Source organism: Enterococcus quebecensis (genome assembly GCF_001730365.1).
GTDB lineage: Bacteria > Bacillota > Bacilli > Lactobacillales > Enterococcaceae > Enterococcus_L > Enterococcus_L quebecensis.
In genome coordinates, this window is record NZ_MIKB01000001.1 from 580,108 (window position 1) to 599,767 (window position 19,660).

Annotated in this window: 13 protein-coding genes; 6 read left to right on the top strand and 7 right to left on the bottom strand. The window is 34.1% G+C overall.

Annotation, left to right across the window (positions count from 1 at the left end):
• Positions 1-79 precede the first annotated feature (79 nt).
• Positions 80-943 carry an alpha/beta hydrolase gene (locus BCR23_RS02590; protein WP_069633937.1) on the top strand — a complete coding sequence of 288 codons (864 nt, stop codon included), beginning with the start codon at positions 80-82 and terminating at the stop codon, positions 941-943.
• Between the two features lie 84 nt (positions 944-1,027).
• Here the strand turns inward: BCR23_RS02590 and tig are convergent, their stop codons facing one another.
• Positions 1,028-2,311, bottom strand: a complete 1,284-nt coding sequence (gene tig, locus BCR23_RS02595) for a trigger factor (RefSeq protein ID WP_069633938.1) — start codon at positions 2,309-2,311, stop codon at positions 1,028-1,030.
• Between the two features lie 412 nt (positions 2,312-2,723).
• Between tig and BCR23_RS02600 the strand changes: the two genes are divergently transcribed.
• The gene (locus BCR23_RS02600) at positions 2,724-6,152 is read left to right on the top strand and encodes a putative mucin/carbohydrate-binding domain-containing protein (protein ID WP_069633939.1); all 3,429 of its coding nucleotides are present in this window, start codon (positions 2,724-2,726) and stop codon (positions 6,150-6,152) included.
• 78 nt (positions 6,153-6,230) lie between these two features.
• On the opposite strand, the gene BCR23_RS02605 is transcribed toward BCR23_RS02600, so the two are convergent.
• Both BCR23_RS02605 and BCR23_RS02610 read right to left on the bottom strand, forming a co-directional pair.
• Positions 6,231-7,583 carry a deoxyguanosinetriphosphate triphosphohydrolase gene (locus tag BCR23_RS02605; RefSeq protein ID WP_083241861.1) on the bottom strand — a complete coding sequence of 451 codons (1,353 nt, stop codon included), beginning with the start codon at positions 7,581-7,583 and terminating at the stop codon, positions 6,231-6,233.
• A gap of 25 nt (positions 7,584-7,608) precedes the next feature.
• Positions 7,609-8,430: a toll/interleukin-1 receptor domain-containing protein gene (locus tag BCR23_RS02610; protein ID WP_069633940.1), complete on the bottom strand. Its 822-nt coding sequence runs from the start codon at positions 8,428-8,430 to the stop codon at positions 7,609-7,611.
• A gap of 1,069 nt (positions 8,431-9,499) precedes the next feature.
• On the opposite strand from BCR23_RS02610, the gene BCR23_RS02620 reads away from it, so the two are divergent.
• Complete coding sequence (locus BCR23_RS02620; RefSeq protein WP_069633942.1) at positions 9,500-9,796, top strand: hypothetical protein; 297 nt, start codon at positions 9,500-9,502, stop codon at positions 9,794-9,796.
• Positions 9,797-9,930: 134 nt separating this feature from the next.
• Complete coding sequence (locus BCR23_RS02625; RefSeq protein WP_069633943.1) at positions 9,931-11,667, top strand: immunoglobulin-like domain-containing protein; 1,737 nt, start codon at positions 9,931-9,933, stop codon at positions 11,665-11,667.
• A 251-nt stretch (positions 11,668-11,918) separates the two neighbouring features.
• Here BCR23_RS02625 and BCR23_RS02630 read toward each other — a convergent pair whose 3' ends face one another.
• Positions 11,919-12,893, bottom strand: a complete 975-nt coding sequence (locus BCR23_RS02630) for a DUF1002 domain-containing protein (RefSeq protein WP_083241863.1) — start codon at positions 12,891-12,893, stop codon at positions 11,919-11,921.
• 456 nt (positions 12,894-13,349) lie between these two features.
• Here BCR23_RS02630 and BCR23_RS02635 point away from each other — a divergent pair, with 456 nt between their 5' ends.
• Positions 13,350-14,489: an alpha/beta hydrolase gene (locus tag BCR23_RS02635; protein ID WP_069633944.1), complete on the top strand. Its 1,140-nt coding sequence runs from the start codon at positions 13,350-13,352 to the stop codon at positions 14,487-14,489.
• Between the two features lie 141 nt (positions 14,490-14,630).
• On the opposite strand, the gene ptsP is transcribed toward BCR23_RS02635, so the two are convergent.
• The 3 genes from ptsP to BCR23_RS02650 all read right to left on the bottom strand — a co-directional run bounded on the left by ptsP (position 14,631) and on the right by BCR23_RS02650 (position 16,989).
• Positions 14,631-16,358, bottom strand: coding sequence for a phosphoenolpyruvate--protein phosphotransferase (gene ptsP, locus BCR23_RS02640; protein ID WP_069633945.1), 1,728 nt, complete (start codon positions 16,356-16,358; stop codon positions 14,631-14,633).
• Entirely contained in the window at positions 16,358-16,624 is a 267-nt protein-coding gene (locus BCR23_RS02645) for a phosphocarrier protein HPr (RefSeq protein ID WP_010773230.1), read from the bottom strand. Before BCR23_RS02645 ends, ptsP begins: the two co-directional genes overlap by 1 nt.
• A gap of 173 nt (positions 16,625-16,797) precedes the next feature.
• Positions 16,798-16,989 carry a hypothetical protein gene (locus BCR23_RS02650; protein ID WP_069633946.1) on the bottom strand — a complete coding sequence of 64 codons (192 nt, stop codon included), beginning with the start codon at positions 16,987-16,989 and terminating at the stop codon, positions 16,798-16,800.
• Between the two features lie 329 nt (positions 16,990-17,318).
• On the opposite strand from BCR23_RS02650, the gene BCR23_RS02655 reads away from it, so the two are divergent.
• Positions 17,319-19,574: an ATP-dependent Clp protease ATP-binding subunit gene (locus BCR23_RS02655; RefSeq protein ID WP_069633947.1), complete on the top strand. Its 2,256-nt coding sequence runs from the start codon at positions 17,319-17,321 to the stop codon at positions 19,572-19,574.
• The last annotated feature ends 86 nt before the right edge of the window (positions 19,575-19,660 follow it).

Consider the following 19,660-nt stretch of genomic DNA (forward strand, 5'->3'; position numbering starts at 1 on the left):
GTTATTTGGGTTAAAATAGAAATAAGTTAGTGAAACTATCTAGTTTCTCAGGCCAATTTTTACATTAGGAGGACTTTTCATGATAAAACAAGAATTTTGCTATAGCCGATTGAATGATTTAGATTTATCTATGACTTTTTACTCTGTCCCCGATAATTCTTCTACCAAAGCTACGTTGCTTTATTTACATGGCGGCGGCTTACTTTATGGAAATCGTGATGATTTACCTGAGGCATATTGTCAGCTTTTAATAGAAAATGGTTACAACTTGCTGACTATTGATTATCCATTAGCTCCAGAGGTTAAACTTTCCACAATCTATAGCTGCTTGCAAGAAAGTATCACTTGGTTTTTGAATAATTATCAAACCACTCTTGGGTTAAGAAACCCTGATTATTTCTTATTTGGACGTTCTGCCGGCGGTTTTCTAACCTATCTTTTATCTGCACGCCATCATCTTTTGGAACAAAAAGGGTTGATTAGCTTTTATGGATATTACGATTTGACCAATCCAGCCTTCAGTCAACCTAGCAGCTATTACAATCAGTTCCCTAAAGTAGCTCCGATGGCTGCTCAAGCTATGATTCATTCTAAACCTATTGCAAATGCTTCTATTAATGAACGTTTTTCTCTCTATTTATCTGGCCGTCAATTCGGTAACTGGTTAAGCTATTTGGTCAATAATCCTAGTGAAAAAGAAACCTATAGCCTTACAGACACTGAACTTACTAAATTACCAGCTGCCTTTTTAGCTCACAGTTCAGCTGATCAAGACGTGCCTGTTGAAGCATCTCGAATAGCTGAAAGTAAAATCCCAAATGTTACTTATGAAGAAGTTGAAAAACTTCCTCATGATTTTGACAGCGATTTAACCAATGGAGAAGGCCATCGTGTCTATTATGCTTTAATTAAATGGCTAGATCAAACACTGGCTACTAGTTAATTTTAACATAGTAATCTATTAAAACAGTTATATCCTTATAAAAAAGACATTCCCGAGCAATCAGGAATGTCTTTAAAATTTGTCTTATTTTTCAGTTGCAGTTTCAGTGATTACTTCTACTGCACGCTTCATGCGGATATCATGTTTCAACATATCTTCAGTTAAGACACGTTTCACTTGATCAATCGGCATATTGTATTGTTCAGATAATTCATTGATTTCATTATCCATATCTTCTTGTGATACTTCAATATTTTCAGCTTTAGCGATCGCTTCGATTACAAGGTTAGTTTTCGTACGAACTTCTGCTTCTGCTTCAAATTGTTTGTGCAAGTCAGCTTCAGTTGTTCCAGTTAATTGATAATACATATCTGGAGCAATTCCTTGACGTTGCATGTTGTTTAAGAATTCATCCATTGAACGGTGAACTTCATCATGTACCATAACATGTGGAAGGTCAACGATCTCAGAGTTGTCAACAGCTTGACGAATTGCAGCTTCGTCTTTAGCTTCTGTTGCAGCAGTTTCTTTAGATTCTGTCAATTCTTTACGGTATTTTTCTTTTAATTCATCTAATGATTCTACTGAATCATCAACGTCTTTAGCAAATTCATCGTCTAAAGTTGGTAATTCTTTTGCTTTCACTTCGTGAACTTTCACTTGGAAAACAGCTTCTTTACCAGCTAAGTCTTCTGCTTGATAATCTTCTGGGAATGTTACTGTTACTTCAACTTCTTCTCCAGCTTTTTTACCAACTAGTTGATCTTCAAATCCTGGGATGAAAGAGTTAGAACCTAATTCAAGAGAATAGTTTTCGCCTTTTCCACCTTCAAAAGCAACGCCCTCTTTGAAGCCTTCAAAATCAATAACAACAGTATCACCTTCAACAGCTGCTTCATCTTCTTTGATTACTAATTCAGCTTGTGATTCTAATTCACGTTGGATGCGAGCATCAACGTCTGCATCTGTTACTTCACGGTCTTGTTTTTCAACTGTTAAGTTTTTATATTCGCCTAATTTCACTTCAGGTTTTACAGTTACTTCAGCAGTTACTACCCAGTCTTCACCTTTATTCATGCTTTCAACATCAATTTTAGGTTGTGATACTGGATCAATTCCAGCTTCTTTCACAGCTGCTTCGTATACTTCTGGTAAAACTGCGTTCAATGCATCCTCATACAAAGCTTCTTCTCCGTACATACGGTTGAATACTTGACGTGATACTTTTCCTTTACGGAATCCTGGAACGTTAAGATTTTTTTTGACTTTATCAAATGCTTGTTTCAAGCCTTTTTCAATTAGAGTTTGATCAACTGAAAAAGTTAACACACCATCATTAGTGCCTTTTTTTTCCCATTTCGCAGACATTTGTTTCCCTCCGAATAATTTAGTTTTATACATGAATTTATGTTATGCATACTTTTAAATAGTACACCATCACCACTTAAATGTAAACATTTTAGATGATATGTACTTACATAAATTGCGATTTTAATCAGTTTGTTCCTCACCTTTCCAAATTTATTTTTCTATTTTCCATTTTTTGTCTAACTTCAATAAAAAAAGGACTACTTGATTAGAGAAAATTGTTACAAATGGCATTAATCCACATAAACTATGCAACAACGACAACTTTTTCAATTCAAAAGACACTCCTCTTAAAAAAAAAATCAAAAATGGTAGCGAAGTAGAATAAAATGGATTCCTTTCGTTATTTTTTTTTATGTACCATTGTAGATGTAGAACTAGCTACACAAATTTAATCAAATGGAGGTAACAAATGAAAAAGATAGGAATATTTTTATTACTATTGTCTTTTGGTTTAGGGTTTGCTGAAAAAAGTGAAGCTGCACAGCCTATACAACAGCAAACAATAAAAGGGGTAAAAGATCCAACTTGGCTTGGGGATATGGGAGTCTCAAGGGGACGTTTACATGATCGACAAGATCTGGGATTTATTTTAAGAAAAAATACACTATTAAGGGTTCGTCAATCAAACCCAAATTTCAAAGGAAATGTAACCATACGATTATTAGGAAATGATAAAAAGGTAGAAAAAGAGCTTAAAGTTGGACAAATCTGGACAACGATTTCTGCTCCAGCCGATTTAGTTCCTTTTATTGATAGTCCTTTTGGTGATACATCAGCGACTATCGAATACCAAGTTGACAGTTATCAAGCACCAAAAAAATTACCAATTTATCAATTAAACGGAAATACACAAAGTTTTTTCCAAACATGGGATCAGCAAGATTCAGAATATGCTTTAATTAAAGGAAAGCAATTCCAAATGTTTGCTCCAAAAAAAGATAAATCATCTCTTAAATATTTAAAAGATTTTTCTTCTTTAAATGAAATGATTCAATATTTTGATGGTATTTTTGACTTTAATGACAAACTAATTGGATTAGACAACTCGTCAGCGATTCATCAACGTCCAGACACTCGCTACTTTATTAAAGCAGACATCAATGGAGCAGGATACGCTTATTACGGTTCTTTCTGGACTGCCTTAAGTAAAGATGAGATTGCAGAAATGTGGTTAACCAAAAACCATTGGGGTACCTTACACGAAATCGCTCATGGTTACCAAGCAAAATTTGATGATCAAGGAATGTACACAGGTGAAGTCAGCAATAACTTATTCGGAGTTCAATATCAATATGAAAAGTTAGGCAAAGAAAAAGCAGATAGAAACGGCTGGCTTTTTGATTATGGAAACCGAAACAAAATCGATAATGAACTTTATCAAGAACTCGTTCGTTCAAATAAAGGATACAATGAAATCAATGATTTACGATTAAAATTATTGATGTTATCACTCTTGAAACAAAAAGCTGGAAACGAAGCATTCACAAAACTCTATAAAGAATACAGAGAACTTTCTGCAAAAGACAAAGAAACAGCTAATCTACAATCTTATCCACTATTGATGCAAAAATATTACAGTGAAACGAACAAGATGGATGCTACTCCTATTTTAGAAAAATGGAAATTAGAAACCTCTACAGTACAAGGCGAACTTAACCGCGCAAAAGGATACACACCATTTGCACCTTTAGCCTATATTGTTCCAGAATATCAGCTACCGGCAGCTAGAAGATTAACAGACAATTCAATGTTGATTAATTCTAATTTCCAGATGGTCAATAATCAAGACATTGCGTCATTAGGTCTAAAAGGGTCACTGACAGTAAAACTAAACACAAACGGTTTGGCCTCACTTAACAATCAAAAAATATATTTAAAAGAAGGGAAAAAAGTAGTCAAAGAAGCGACTATTAAAAGCAACAGTAACACCATTACTTTCAATGACGTTCCAAATGGCGTATACACTGTTGAAGCACCTACTTCAGTAAATGGAGAAACTTATGTACAAGAGCAATATTATGCTTTTGTAAAAGAGCAAAACAATACATTTGAACTTACTTTGAACAAAGCAAAATCAAGTTCAATCGCTGATGATACGTTTAAATTTGCAGGACTTAGTGACACTATTTTTGCTACAGTAAAAATGGATAACGCCAAACAAGAACTTCAATTTGATTTAGATTCAGACACTCCTCATTCTTTCTTCCCGAATGAGACATACGTATCTTTACAAGTTAAAGACCAAAAAGGAGCAGTTGTTCAAACTATAACGGTCAAAGGAACTAACGAGAAACCAAGAAAAGTAATCACTTCAATGAAAGAAGGATATACACTTTCAATTTTCCACGCGGAAACAAGAACTCGCTTACTTTCTTCAGAAAATATAATCAACAAAAATTTAAAAACAAACCAATTTGTTTTAACTAAACATGGTCTGAAAAATACCACTTTCGATCATAATCCTGAAACAAACTTAATGAAAAAAATTGACAACAATGCCCAATTGATTCTAAAGAATCCAGAGTTAGAATCATTCCAAAAATCAGGAATCAAATATCAATTATGGGCAGCAATCCAATTATTAAATGAACCTCATAAAAAGAACTATCTAGAAAAGTACAAAGAAATTTTTGATACACCAACAACTATTGAAAAAGATTATACCATCGATTTTAAAGGCTATGCAGATAGAACATTTGCTACTTTGAATTTAAATACTGAAAAACCAAGTGCTAGTTTGCAAACCCAAAAAGGGATTCCACATTATTACTTTGATGACAACTATGGTACAATTTTGATTCAAAATGAAAAAGGTGAACCGACATTTAAGAAAGAATACGTTGGTAGCAAAGAGTTGGAAGAAGAAATAGAAACACTACCACTAAAAATTTCAGATTACATCACAGTCACACATAAAGAAGCAAAAAATCGACTGATGATTTTCAAACAGCCAAGCAAACAACCTTTAGAAACTGGCGAAACAATTACCTATCAAGTAACGGCAGATGGTTTGGTGAAAGCTAGCGCTCCAGCTATTCCACCAAGCAAGGAACCTGAATTTTCAAAACAAGTAGATGTTACCTTTAAAGGTCTGAGCGATGAAGTTTTTGCAACAATGGCTATCGATTTAGAAAAAAATAACGCCACTATCGAAACAAAAGCGAAAAGACCTCACTGGTATTTTGAAGAGCAATATGCTGCTATTTTAATTCAAGATAGCGCTGGAAAAAAACGTTTCGATAAAGAGTTTATCGGAAGAACGATTTATCCTCAAACGACTGAAACAACAGAGATTCAATTAAACGATTATATTACTATTTCCCACAAAGAATGGCAAAATCGTTTAGACATCATCGAGCAACCGAACAAACAAGCGTTAGAAACAAATGAAACCATTACCTATCAAGTAACCTCAAAAGGGTTAGTGAAAGCAACAGCTCCACCAGTTGAAGAACCAAAACCCGTACAACAAGTAGTAAACTTCAAGTTTAACGGGTATAACGATGAGACTTTTGCAACAATGGATGTCGATTTAAATAGTAAAAAAGCGACTATTCAGCGTAATAATGTCATGCCCCACTATAACTTTAATGCGTTCTACGCATCTGTTATACTTAAATCTGAAACAGGGAAAATAAAGTATAGACAAGAGTTTATTGGGAATGTCCATTATTCGGCTCTCCAAAGATCCTTCACTTTTGGATTAAATGACACAATAACTGTAATGCATAAAGAATGGCAAAATCGTTTGTTTGTTACTTCTGACAACCAAACGATGGAAACAGGCTTGACTACAACGTATAAAGTAACTGAAAATGGATTACAAGTTGTGAAATAATTTTTAGAATATAAGAAGAACTCCTCCTGAAACTTTTATTGTTTCGGAGGAGTTTTTCTATGTTAAATAGCGAATAACCTAATTAAACAACGTATCATGTAATTTTTTTGCGTATCCATCAGTCATATTACAAACAAAATCAACTGCCATTTTCAAACGATAATAATCCTTGTCTATTTCTGAACAACTTTCTGTTTCTCTCTTATACAACTCTTCAGCACTTCTAGGAAAGTTGTTGAATAGACGCTCTTCATATTTGTTCATCGGTTCTTTGTCATACTTTAAAACAACAGGGACAAATTCATCTAATAGACGATTGATGATGTTGAATCCAAGAACTTCTTGATCTAATATGGTCTTAGTTTGAAAAATATACTCATAAGAAAACTCCTTCAAAGCATGAAAACATTTTACCTCATCACATTCTTCATTAATAATTTCTTCATGAAAGGTTCCAGACATGATTTCATCGTAATGATCCACAAAAATTTTACTTGCACTTTGATAGACCTTTTTCTGTGTTTCACGTAAAAAATCTTGTATTGACGCAGCTTCTGAACCATCATTGACTAAAAATCTGTTCGTTCCAGTTTTCTCGTCAATAAATGATTTCAATTTTCTGTAGCTATATAAACCATAATTATAGGCATCTTCAATATCAGAAAATGTATAAGCAATATCATCTGCTGCTTCAAGCAAAAATACTAATGGATGGCGATTTCCAGTTGTTCCAGTAACAAACTTTATATTTTTAAATACTTTTTCTTCAGAATAAAAGTAGCCAACTTTCTTCATCAATAAATCCTTCTTATCCACCTGATCTGCACCTGCAGTATATTTTATAACTGCATCTAATGTTGAAGCAGTGAGGTTCATCCCAGTTTCTGAAGAGCCGTTGTCATTATGAAGCTTAGTGAGTAAACGAATCGTTTGGGCATTTCCTTCAAATCTCAAAAAATCTTCTTTTTGCTGTTCTGTAAAAGAAGACCAACAAGGAAGTAATTCGCCTTTTTTACTAAACCAAATCCGAATCGCTTCTTCACCAAAATGACCAAAAGGAGGATTTCCAATATCATGGATAAGCGCTGCTGTTTCCAATAAACGGAAGCTTTCGTTTAGTTCGTCTATTTTAATCCCCTTTTTATTCAATTTACTAATCACACCTATTAATAAATCTCGTGTATGCATCGCAACTTCTAAACTATGAGTCAAACGAGTTCGAACAAAATCATTACGCTCTAAAGGAAAAACTTGTGTCTTATCCTGTAATCGTCTAAAAGAATCACTCTTAATCACCCGACGATAGTCACTATTAAAAGCAACACTCAAGTCTAAAAGGTAATTTTTATGATTTAATTTATCATTAGGCCACACTTTGTCACTTTTTAAAGAAATTCTGAATGTTCCTACCAATCGATTCCATTGCATCATTGAGACAGCCTCCAATTTTTAGTAGTTACTCAATTTTTTCCAAATGAGAAACATAGATATTTTTGCATTTTCCTATATCTTTAAAAAATCTTTCACCAAAATAAGGGGCTTCTTCATTTAACTTAAATTGAACAGTATCTCCAGATTCAAAATTTCCCCAGCTCTTGTTGAAAAATAACCAGTGATTGTCTTTTTTTGACATTTTTTCTACATCAATAAAATTTTTAGCAATTGGTTTACTTAATTTAAAGCAAGCATATTGATCTTTTTTTTCACTTTTTATTACTCGCTCTTCACAAAGCATTGTTTCAAATACGCCATCCTCATCTGGAATCAAATAATCTTCCATCTGAATATAATGCTTCAGCTTATCGAAACTTGGTTTAACACTTTCAATTTCTCGATACTTCAATTCATCTGGCAAGACAACTCCTGCTTGTTCACGGATAGTACTTACTAAATCACAAACTTGTATTGCATCTAACTCTTTATTTAACAGCAGAGCTAGACGATCGGAACCAATCGCTCCTTTGATCTTACTCGGTGAAAAATGTGGTAATGCTATTGGATAATGTATATCTGTTGTAATCCAAGAAGCACCCATTTCATTCAAACAAGGAACACTTTGGTAATAATTGTCTGATAAAAAATAAAGAACAATCGGACTATCCTCTAATTCTTTTTTCAAACGATCAAAAATTTGTTCACCAGGCTTCACACCTGTTTCAGGACTAGAACTGTAAAAAATATCCTCTTCACGAAAACCAAACTTTTTCAACAACTGTACAAATATATCCGCATAACGTCGATCTTTGTAACAATGACTGACAAATACTTTTCTACCCATTTTTATCCCTCCAAACAATAGTTTCATTCACATGATAACAAATATATTATAAATAGTCATTCATTTTTATAATATAAATAATATTTTTTCAATATGTATATATAATAATTTTTGAATAATCCGGAGAGAGAACATATCATTCATTTGATTTCACATTCTATTTCAACTTATGGTGATTTACAGAATTATGTAAGAAATAACAAACTTTCAGAAGTGAAGAAATAAAAAAGTTTTGTTATTTTTCTTTATATATAAGAGAGAGGTTCTTTAGTGTTATTTAATCAATAAATCTGAGATTTTATATTGCGAACAGTTGTTTCTTTGGGTATACTTATAGCCATAGGATAGAAATAATTAACAAAGAAGAGTAGCAGAGGTTCACTTAGCCAGAAATGAGCGGATTGGATGTTGTTTCTTCTAACGATAAAAATAAATATTTGGCACTTCTTGGTATGGCTACCACCCAAACCAGCGAAGTCTTGATTAAACAGAACGACCTGCTTAAGCAAATCGCCAATGGTGTAAGTCATTTTCTTATTTTTACATTCCTCTGTATACCAGAAGACTACCAACCTTCTCCTTTTAAGTACAGACGAGTAAAAATAATGCCTCTTTGTCTTGCCTATTGCCAACGATTGCAGGTAAACTGTAGTCGTTTTTTTGTTTCTATCCTATAAAATTTGAGAAAAAGAAATGACAATAGGATGACAACATTCATTTTATTCACCTTGCACTTTTCATCATCTGCACTGTCTTATTGCCCATCGCAGTGATTCAAAGCAAAATAGGCACTTCACTTACCGGTACCACCCAGTAAATGAAGCCCTGAATAGACAGAACGACCTATCTATCCAAGTTGCCTGATTACTAGTACCGTAGCACTAGCTTCTTTATTGTACCTAATTTTTGTAAGAATTTCTAGACAGTTTTTGAATTTTTTCAAAATGGGTGAAGAATCTTGCTGTAGTCTTTTAGTCATACCAACGATAGAGGCAGTAATCTCTATCGTTTTTCTTTTTCTCAATTGTTGTTTGTTGCTTGAGTTAATTAACAAAAGGAGATCTTACTTATGAAAAATTCTGCACTTTGTATTAAGGCTGTTCCCTATCAAGAAATTATTGACCTTCGAGATACACTTGAACGACTACAATCGTGGCAAGAACCGTTGGTGGTTTTGGAGAAGTATTTTACGAATCCGAATACGCCGATTGATAAGAAAAAAGTTGTTAAGCAATTTTATGCTTGTTCAACGTTATTTCTACTTTTTAAGGATAATTACGATTTACTTACTGAACAGGCAAATAAACATGTTCTTACTATGAGTCGTTTGGAGAAAATGACGATTATAGAAAGTTACGTAAGATAATTTTGTTTCTTTTATTTTAATTAACCTATACTTTTTTATGCATTTGCTCAATTCATATTTGACACCCTACGAATACGAATTTTACATAAAGTATAATTTAATTTATAATTGATACCATAAAATAAAAAGGAGCATTGTATGAAAAAAAATTATTTGTTATTGGTAGTATTTTTTTGGTTTCTTCCTCATTTTGTACGCCCTTAAGCGTTCTTGCAGAGGAAACACTTCCTTCACCAATTGAATTAAACTTTTCTCTAGAAGGTAAATTTATTCCTGATTCATTTACCCTAAATATTGATGAATATGTTACTGGAGAAGTCACGGGAAAGAAAATCAAGCGAGTTGAGTTACACATCAATGATGAATTCGTTGATAAAACAAGACCTTTTTCTGATGGTACTTTTGAGTTAGATGCCAAAAACTTAATTAAGCAACAAACGGATAAAGTTGAAGTCATAGCATTTGGAAGTCAAAATGGCAATGACCAAATTCAGTCACAGTTGGTTCCCATTATTGTTGAAGAGATGATTTTAACAGTAAACGATTTTACCCTTCATGATAACTCAATTAGCGGAACCGCGGGTAATCGAGCTGATTCAGTTTCCTTATTTGTTGATGATGAACTGCTAAAAACCGTAGATATCAATAATGATGAGACCTTTACGATTCCACTTGACTCAGATGAAATTACTGGAATAGAGGATTCCGTAACAATTGTTAGCTCCCTTATGAATAAAGAATTAACTAGAACAACAGTTACGATTAATCCGTTTGATTTAAGAGCATCAATTGACGATTTTTTACTTGGAGAAAGCACTTCAATTTCAGGAAAATTATCAGGAAATGGGCTAAAAAAAGCACATACAGTCCGTTTATATGTTAATAAAAAAAGACGTGGTGATAGCCAGTTAAATAGTAATACTTCCTTTGTTATTAAAGCTAGAAATTTTATCAAAAATCTTAATGATACTGTGACAATTGCTATTTTAGATAAGAATGAAAAAGAACTTGCTCGTTATAATATTGCAGTAATTTCTCCGCAAGAAAAAGATCCTGCGAAACAAATTAAAGAGTGGTTTCCAGATCCTAATTTTGCATCAGCAGTTGCAAGATATTTACGTAAACCAATTGATTCTATTGTAACAAAAGAGGATCTAGCTAGTGGACCTTCCGAGATTTTTCACGGTGCCTACAACAAAATTAAATCTATTGAAAGTATCCAGTATCTTGCACGTGTAACTTCTTTTAGTCTAGAACATAATGATATTGAAGACTTAACACCTTTTACAAAAGCCGATAAATACGAGCTTTTACGCTCATTCTATTTAAGCCATAATCGAATAAAAGATATCACACCCATCTGTGAACTGTTAAATATAGATGAATTACCTCCTCGATTAATTAACTTACATTTAGATTTCAATCAGCTAGATAACAATGCTATCAAAGCACTTGCAAAAACATCGGCATTCGATACATTGATACATTTAACTTTGAATAACAATCATATTGATGATTTTTCTGACATTGCAGATGGGTCTTTTATACACCCCTATGGACAGTCAGAAGACACAACAACACCTCATTGGTCCGCCAGATTTCAATATATTTCTTTACCAAAACAACAATATACAGACTCTTTTGAATTTGAAATTCCTGCGAAAAACATTCATGGTAGTCCTATGTTGGAAATTGATAAAAATGGTACAACAGCTGGATGGCGTTTGGACGGGAATAAATTGATTTGGGACGAGATAGGCGATAGAGTCCGCGAACTAATTGTAACCGTGGTAGATCGTTCTGTAGATCACTCACCTCGCCATTATGGTCCCTCTGTAACGTACATCATTCCAATCGAACAACTACGTTAAAAAAACTATTAATACTATAGAGGGTGTACAACAGTCATCTATCTTAGAGCAATTAGACTAAAAAATCGGACAATTCATAAAGCGAATTGTCCGATTTTTGGTAAGTTGCAAAAAAGCTGAGTTTTCTATATCGTTTATTTAAATTTTCAGTGGCGTTAATAAAATTCAACGTGTTCTATCTCATCCTTTTATAAAAAAATGAGCCAAAACTAAAAAATAGTTTTAACTCATCAATTCATATCCATTATAGATTATTTCCCAGTAATCGAATCCCAAAGTCCACTGAAAAATCCTTTAATATTCTCCCAAAGACCTTTAGATTTTTCTTGAATTTGCTCTTTCGCTTTAGACAAATCTAATTCTCCAACGAAGTCTTCAAAAATATTTTTATCTTTCATATTACTCATTAATGTAGTTAATTCCTTCACCTGATCCGAAGTCATAACGTCTTTGATCCCTTGACTACTCAATGCATTTTCAACAGTTTGCTGAATGTCTTCTTGAGTCAATTTCTTCCCATCTGCTGTCTTTGCTGCTAATTCTTTTTTAGCTTGCTCTTGTGCAGCATTTAAAGCCTTATCGGAGTACCCATCTTTTTCTTTGTTTTCTTCTGTGATTTTAGATAGTACGCCCATTTCGTCTTGGGCAACTTCTACACGATCTTTATTAATGATCCCGCCAGATTCCTCAACGATTTTGTATACCCCTGCTAACGCACCAGAACCATCAATTGGCACAGCTGAAGCAACGGTTAACTTAGCATCTGTTATACCAGCAGTCAAAGCGGCATTTTGATACTGAGCTTCTGTAATTTTAGTAATATTCTTAGGTGTGGCAATATCTACAGAAATTCCTGACCCTTTTTTCTGTGTTTCCATTCGAACAGAACTATAGACTGCCCACTCTTTGGTAAAACCACCATCAGGAATAAAATTCATCAAATCTTGTCCTGTCGTTGTATATTGCGGTGTTTCTCCTTTAATACCTAGTTCTTTTAAAGTAAAATCTTTTTGTTCTTGTGTCAGTGCATTTCCTAATGCAACTGCATTAATTTGCAATGCTTGCTCAGAACTTTGAGTTGTTTTGGTTTCAGTATCGCTAGAGCTTGCTGATGTATTTTCCGTTGTACTTGCTTGTGTCGCAAATGCTGTTTTTCCAGTGTATAAACCTGTAGAAATTAAAAGTACTGTCATTGCTACAGCTAGTTTTTTTTGTTTATGCTTCATATGAGCCTCCTAAATATTTACTTGTCCATAACTATACAACATTCTTTTTAGATATTCCTTAAAAATGATCCCATTTAATAAATTTTTACAGTTCAGTTTTTTCTTATTTGTTGATAGCGTAGGTCTTACTTTCAAAAAAGATAGAGATAACTTCTTACGTAGAGAATAGATATAATAATTTAGGTATCTATTCCGAATGATTTTAGTATGAATTTAATTCTTATAATAACATAACATAATTTTCATTCCAAACCTTAAGAATGATATATCATTCTAAAAACACGATATGATTAAGATAAAACTTGAAGTCAAATAGGATTAAATAACATACATAATACTAACTTATTAAACATAATAGTGTATATTATATAATAACTACTTGTCATTAAATCATAATTAAACATTTTTTTATGTGATATAGACAAGTAAGTAAATTAAGATAAGGAGTTGTTTTTTTTGAGAAAAAGAATATTTTTTTTATTAAGTCTAGGAGTAGGTGCTGTTTTTCTCTCTCATTCTAGTTCTATTGGACTAGCAGCAGAAAATGATACTATCGATCAATCTAGCATTGTCCGCGAATCAGCACTTGATACCATGGATTCTCAACTAAACATGAATAGTAACAAAGATTCTCTAACAGACACTAGCCTTTTTAACTCACTTTCAGAAAATGATAAAGCTGAGTTAAAAAAATTAATGTCCAGCAAAGAAAAATCACCAAGAATCATTGGTAAAGCCATTGCACATATTTTATATCCATATATTTTTGAAAATAACATAAATGATAACAGTGGCGAAATGAAAGGTCCCTATGAAAAAGAATTCAAAGAAGGTCTGAAATGGTTCCAAGAAATACCCAAAGAAGAATGGATCATAAAAAAAGATGATGGAGATCTGCGCTCCTACTATTTAAAAAACAAAGTAAAAACAACTAAAACGGTTGTATTAATTCATGGGTTCAGCAGTCAACCTTTATACATGGGCGCTTGGGCTAAAGTATTTTACGACCTTGGCTATAATGTATTAGCACCTGAACTTCAAGGCCATGGTAAAAGTACAATAAAATCTCGTTCGTTTGGTGCAAAAGATAAGTACGATATTTTGGAATGGATAAACAAAGTAAATGATACTAATGGAGCTGAGTCCGAGATTGTAATATCTGGCGATTCAATGGGCGCTTCACTTTCTTTAATGATGGGCAGTATGAAAGATTTACCGAAAAACGTTACAGCTATAATTGAAGATTGCGGTTATTCTGATTTAACAGAACTATTCAGACATATGTTACAAAAATTAGGCTTTTTAAAAGAACCTATCATAAAAGAATTGAATAATCTTTCAGTTAAAAGACAAGGTGTTTCATTAGATGACATCTCTCCCATCAAGGATGCTGCATCGTCGACTATCCCATTATTAATCATTCATGGTGATGCAGACTTTGCCGTTCCAACATCTATGGCAGAAGATATTTTTAATGCTTCGATTGCATCTAAGAAAAAACTAGTACTAATTGAAGGTGCCGGTCATCCTACTTCTATTGTCTATGACTTACCTACCTATAAAAATGAAATTAAGAATTTTCTTACTACCAACTAAAAGTAACTTTTGATAGTAAACTTTTTCCTTTGTGGTTTCTACCACAAAGGTTTTTTCCATTCGATAATGCTTTATTATCTATAATAAAAAAACGAAGGTAAGAATTATCACTAATCCTTTACCTTCGTTTCATTATTCATTTTATTTCGTATACTCTTTAACTAATTCAATAACTTCTTCCATTGTATCGCAGTCATTCAACGCACGATCTGCAAGTTCAGCCATTTTCTTAGTATCTAGACGTTTCATCAAGCTACGAGTTTGAAGAATAGATGTGGCACTCATTGAGAACTCATCTAATCCCATACCTACTAATAGAGGTACAGCCATTTGATCTCCGCCCATTTCTCCACACATACCAGTCCATTTACCTTCAGCATGAGAAGCATCAATTACGTTTTTGATCAAACGTAGAATTGATGGGTTATATGGTTGGTATAGGTAAGAAACACGTTCGTTCATACGGTCTGCTGCCATTGTGTATTGGATCAAGTCATTTGTTCCAATACTGAAGAAATCAACCTCTTTGGCGAATTTATCAGCAATTACAGCTGCTGCAGGAATTTCGATCATAATACCAACTTGAATCGTATCAGATACTTTTGTTCCTTCAGAAACTAATTTTGCTTTTTCTTCTTCAAAGATTTTCTTCGCTGCTCTAAATTCTTTCAAAGTAGCAACCATTGGGAACATGATACGTAAGTTACCATGAACTGACGCACGTAGCAACGCACGCATTTGCGTACGGAACATGTCGTCCCCACGTTCAGATAAACTAATACGTAATGCACGGTAACCTAAGAATGGGTTCATTTCATGAGGTAATTGAAGATAAGGTAATTCTTTATCCCCACCAATATCCATTGTACGAACCACAACAGGTTTTCCATTCATACCTTCTAAAACTGCTGTGTAAGCTGTATACTGCTCATCTTCTGTTGGGAAATCTGGAGAATCCATGTAAAGGAACTCTGTACGATATAAACCAACAGCTTCAGCACCATTATTGTGTACGCCTTCTAAATCTTTAGGTGTACCAATGTTCGCTGCTAACTCGATGTGTTTACCATCAGCAGTTACTGTTTCAGCATGTTTTAATTTTTCCCATTCAGCTTTAAGGTCAGCGTATGCTTTTCCTTTTGCTTCAAAGTCAGCTTTTTCAGCGTCAGATGGGTGAACGATAACATCGCCATCGATCCCATTAACTGCTAAGATGTCGCCTTCTTTGACTTTGGCAGTGATTTCTTTTGTTCCTACGATTGCAGGAATTTCAAGAGAACGAGCCATGATAGCTGAGTGAGAGGTACGTCCGCCAATATCCGTTACGAATGCCTTTACATACGTACGGTCTAATTGAGCAGTATCACTTGGTGTTAAGTCATGGGCAACCACAACTACTTCTTCATTAATCATTGAAGGATTTGGAAGAGTAACACCTAATAAGTGAGCTAAAATACGTTTAGCAACATCACGAATATCTGCAGCACGTTCTTGCATGTAAGCATTATCATCCATTGCTTCAAACATACCGATATACATATCAGTTACTTCTTTTAATGCTGATTCAGCATTTACTTTATTATCTTGAATGTTTTGTTTGATTTGACCGATCATTTCAGGGTCAGACAAAACCATTAAATGTGCATCAAATACTTGAGCTTCTTCTTCACCAAGGCTTTGCGCTGCTTTTTCTCTGATTGCTTGCAACTCAGTCGTTGATTTTGCTAAGGCATCATCTAAACGGCTTTCTTCAGCAGATACATTATCTACAGATTTTTTGTCGAAAGACAAATCAGGTTGAACTAACAGGTAAGCTTTAGCAATAGCAACACCATCACTTGCGGCAATTCCTTTTAGCATTTCAGACATTATTCAGACAATCCTTCTTTTTTCATTGTGTCAACGATTGCAGCTAATGCATCTGCTTCGTCTACACCATCAACTGAGATAGTTACGTCTGAACCTTGACCAACGCCTAGAGACATAACACCCATGATTGATTTAAGGTTAACAGATTTACCTTTGTATTCTAAGTTGATATCTGAGTTAAATTTACTTGCAGTTTGTACTAATAAAGTAGCTGGACGAGCGTGAATCCCTGTTTCTGCTACAATGTGAAATTCTTTCTTTTCCATATGAATCGGTCTCCTTCGTAAGTAAAATAATTTTTTATGTTAGGGTTTTCCTTTCTTGGTACGTTTCAAGTGAAACTAGAAGCTAGATAATACCCTTTCAATTTTTAAGATACCATTTTTTTTGAGTAGTTACAACACTTTTCACCTATTTTTTATCTAATTAAAATAATCAATTATTCCGCTTCCTTCATATAATGATATATAATTCGTCCATTTAATCCGGCTTCCCCGACAATCGACATTCGATCGGGCAAATTTTTCCAAATCTCTCTAAAACTAGTAAAATCGTTGGGTTCTATGATAAGTTCAGAGATATCCCCTTCCTTTAAGGCTTTGATTTGTGCTTCAAATGGATTTTCGTGCATTGATTGATCACAGCTTTCACTTTTATTTTTGAACTGAGGCTATTGTATGACAAAAAGAGATATTTGTCTAAATTATGCTTATTGTTCTTATAAACAATCCCCAGTAATTTTACAAAAATATAATAGATTCTATTATATTTAGAATAAAGACCCAATTAATATGTTTTTTTGATTGTTTTTTTTGAAACAAGACAGAGTTCAATTGCTTGATTCTTACTAAAAAGATGCTATAATATTTTCAAAGGTCAAAAATGGTCAACGAACCATTTGACTTTATAACTGACTTTGATACATGATTAGTCTTATTTTGAAAGGACGTGTTATATCCTATGATCTGTCAAAATTGTCAACAAAATCCAGCAACGATTCATTTATATGCAAATGTTAATGGTCAAAGAAAACAATTAGATTACTGCCAAAGTTGCTACCAAAAATTAAAAACACAAGCAAATGATAATCAACCAACAATGTCTCAACAAGATCCTTTTGGTTTTGGAAGTTTAGATGATTTATATCGCTCTTTATCCCGTCAAATGCAAGAACAACAAAGAAATCCTAACGGTCAAGTCCCGCCTACTCAGTTTGGTGACGGCAATGGCTTTAATGGAGGACAACCTCCAAGAGGTGGCGCAGGACAAGGAAATGGCTTATTAGGCGAGTACGGTATTAATATTACTCAAGCTGCAAAAAATGGTGACATCGATCCTGTTGTTGGCCGTGATGAAGAAATCAAGCGTGTGATTGAAATCTTAAATCGTCGTACTAAAAATAATCCAGTCTTGATCGGTGAACCTGGTGTTGGTAAAACAGCAGTTGTCGAAGGATTAGCTCAAAAAATCGTGGATGGCGATGTACCACAAAAACTATTGGACAAAGAAGTCATTCGTTTAGACGTAGTTTCATTAGTTCAAGGTACTGGAATCCGCGGGCAATTTGAAGAACGTATGCAAAAATTAATCGAAGAAATCAAACAAGCTGAAAATATCATCTTATTTATAGATGAAGTTCATGAAATCGTGGGTGCTGGCTCTGCTGGTGATGGTAACATGGATGCAGGGAATATTTTAAAACCAGCATTAGCACGTGGCGAACTACAAATGGTTGGCGCAACTACGCTGAATGAATACCGTATTATTGAAAAAGATGCTGCTTTGGAACGCCGGATGCAACCTGTCCGTGTCGATGAACCAACAGTAGACGAAACGATTGCCATTCTTAAGGGGCTGCAAAAACGTTATGAAGATTATCATCATGTGAAATACACAGATGAAGCGATTATCGCTGCTGCAACTTTATCCAATCGTTATATTCAAGATCGTTTCTTGCCAGACAAAGCCATCGATTTGTTAGACGAGTCTGGTTCTAAAATGAATTTAACAATCCAAATCGTGGATCCTAAAACGATTGAAAAGAAATTAGTAGATGCTGAACAACAAAAACAACAAGCTTCTGCAGAAGAAGATTTTGAAAAAGCGGCTTATTACCGTGATCAAATTAACAAACTGCAAGCAATGAAAGAAAAACAAATCAGCGATGAAGAAACTCCTGTAATCGGCGAACAAAATATCGAAGCCATCGTCGAACAAAAAACAGGTATTCCTGTAGGTGATTTGAAAGAAAAAGAACAAACACAATTGAAAAATCTAGCTGTCGATTTAAAAGCTCATGTAGTTGGGCAAGATGATGCTGTTAATAAAGTATCAAAAGCAATTCGCCGTAACCGAGTTGGTTTAGGCAAACAAAATCGTCCAATTGGCTCCTTCTTATTTGTTGGACCAACGGGTGTGGGAAAAACAGAATTAGCCAAACAATTGGCTTACGAATTATTTGGTTCAGAAGATTCGATGATTCGTTTTGACATGAGTGAATACATGGAAAAACATAGTGTATCTAAATTGATCGGTTCACCTCCAGGTTATGTAGGGTATGATGAAGCCGGACAATTAACTGAAAAAGTTCGTCGGAATCCATACAGCTTAATTCTATTAGATGAAATCGAAAAAGCACATCCAGATGTATTGCATATGTTCTTGCAAATTCTTGATGACGGTCGTTTAACAGATGCCCAAGGTAGAACAGTCAGCTTTAAAGACACGATCATTATCATGACAAGTAATGCAGGTACTGGAAATGTGGAAGCAAATGTCGGTTTTGGCGCAGCACGTGACGGAGTGACAAAATCTGTTTTAGGACAGTTAAACAACTTCTTTACACCTGAATTCTTAAATCGTTTTGATGGGATCATTGAATTCAAAGCCTTAAGCAAAGAAAACTTGATGAATATCGTCAGCTTAATGTTAGATGAAGTCAATGACTTACTTGCTCATCAAAAAATTCAGATTGATGTACCAACTGATGTGAAAGAAAAATTAGTCGATTTAGGTTACGATCCTGCAATGGGCGCTCGTCCATTACGCCGGACAATTCAAGAACAAATTGAAGACGGTATCGCTGAATATTTCTTAGATCATCCTGAAGAGCATCAGCTGATTGCCAAACTAGATGATGACGGAAAAATCATCGTTACTGGAGAAACACCCTCTTTACCTAATGACATCGTTGAAGAAACTCCTGAAGAAGAATAATAAAAAAGTCAATCAGAATATCTGATTGACTTTTTTGTGTCCTTTAAGACGAATTCCTTTTTATTTAAGCTAAAAAAATTTATAAT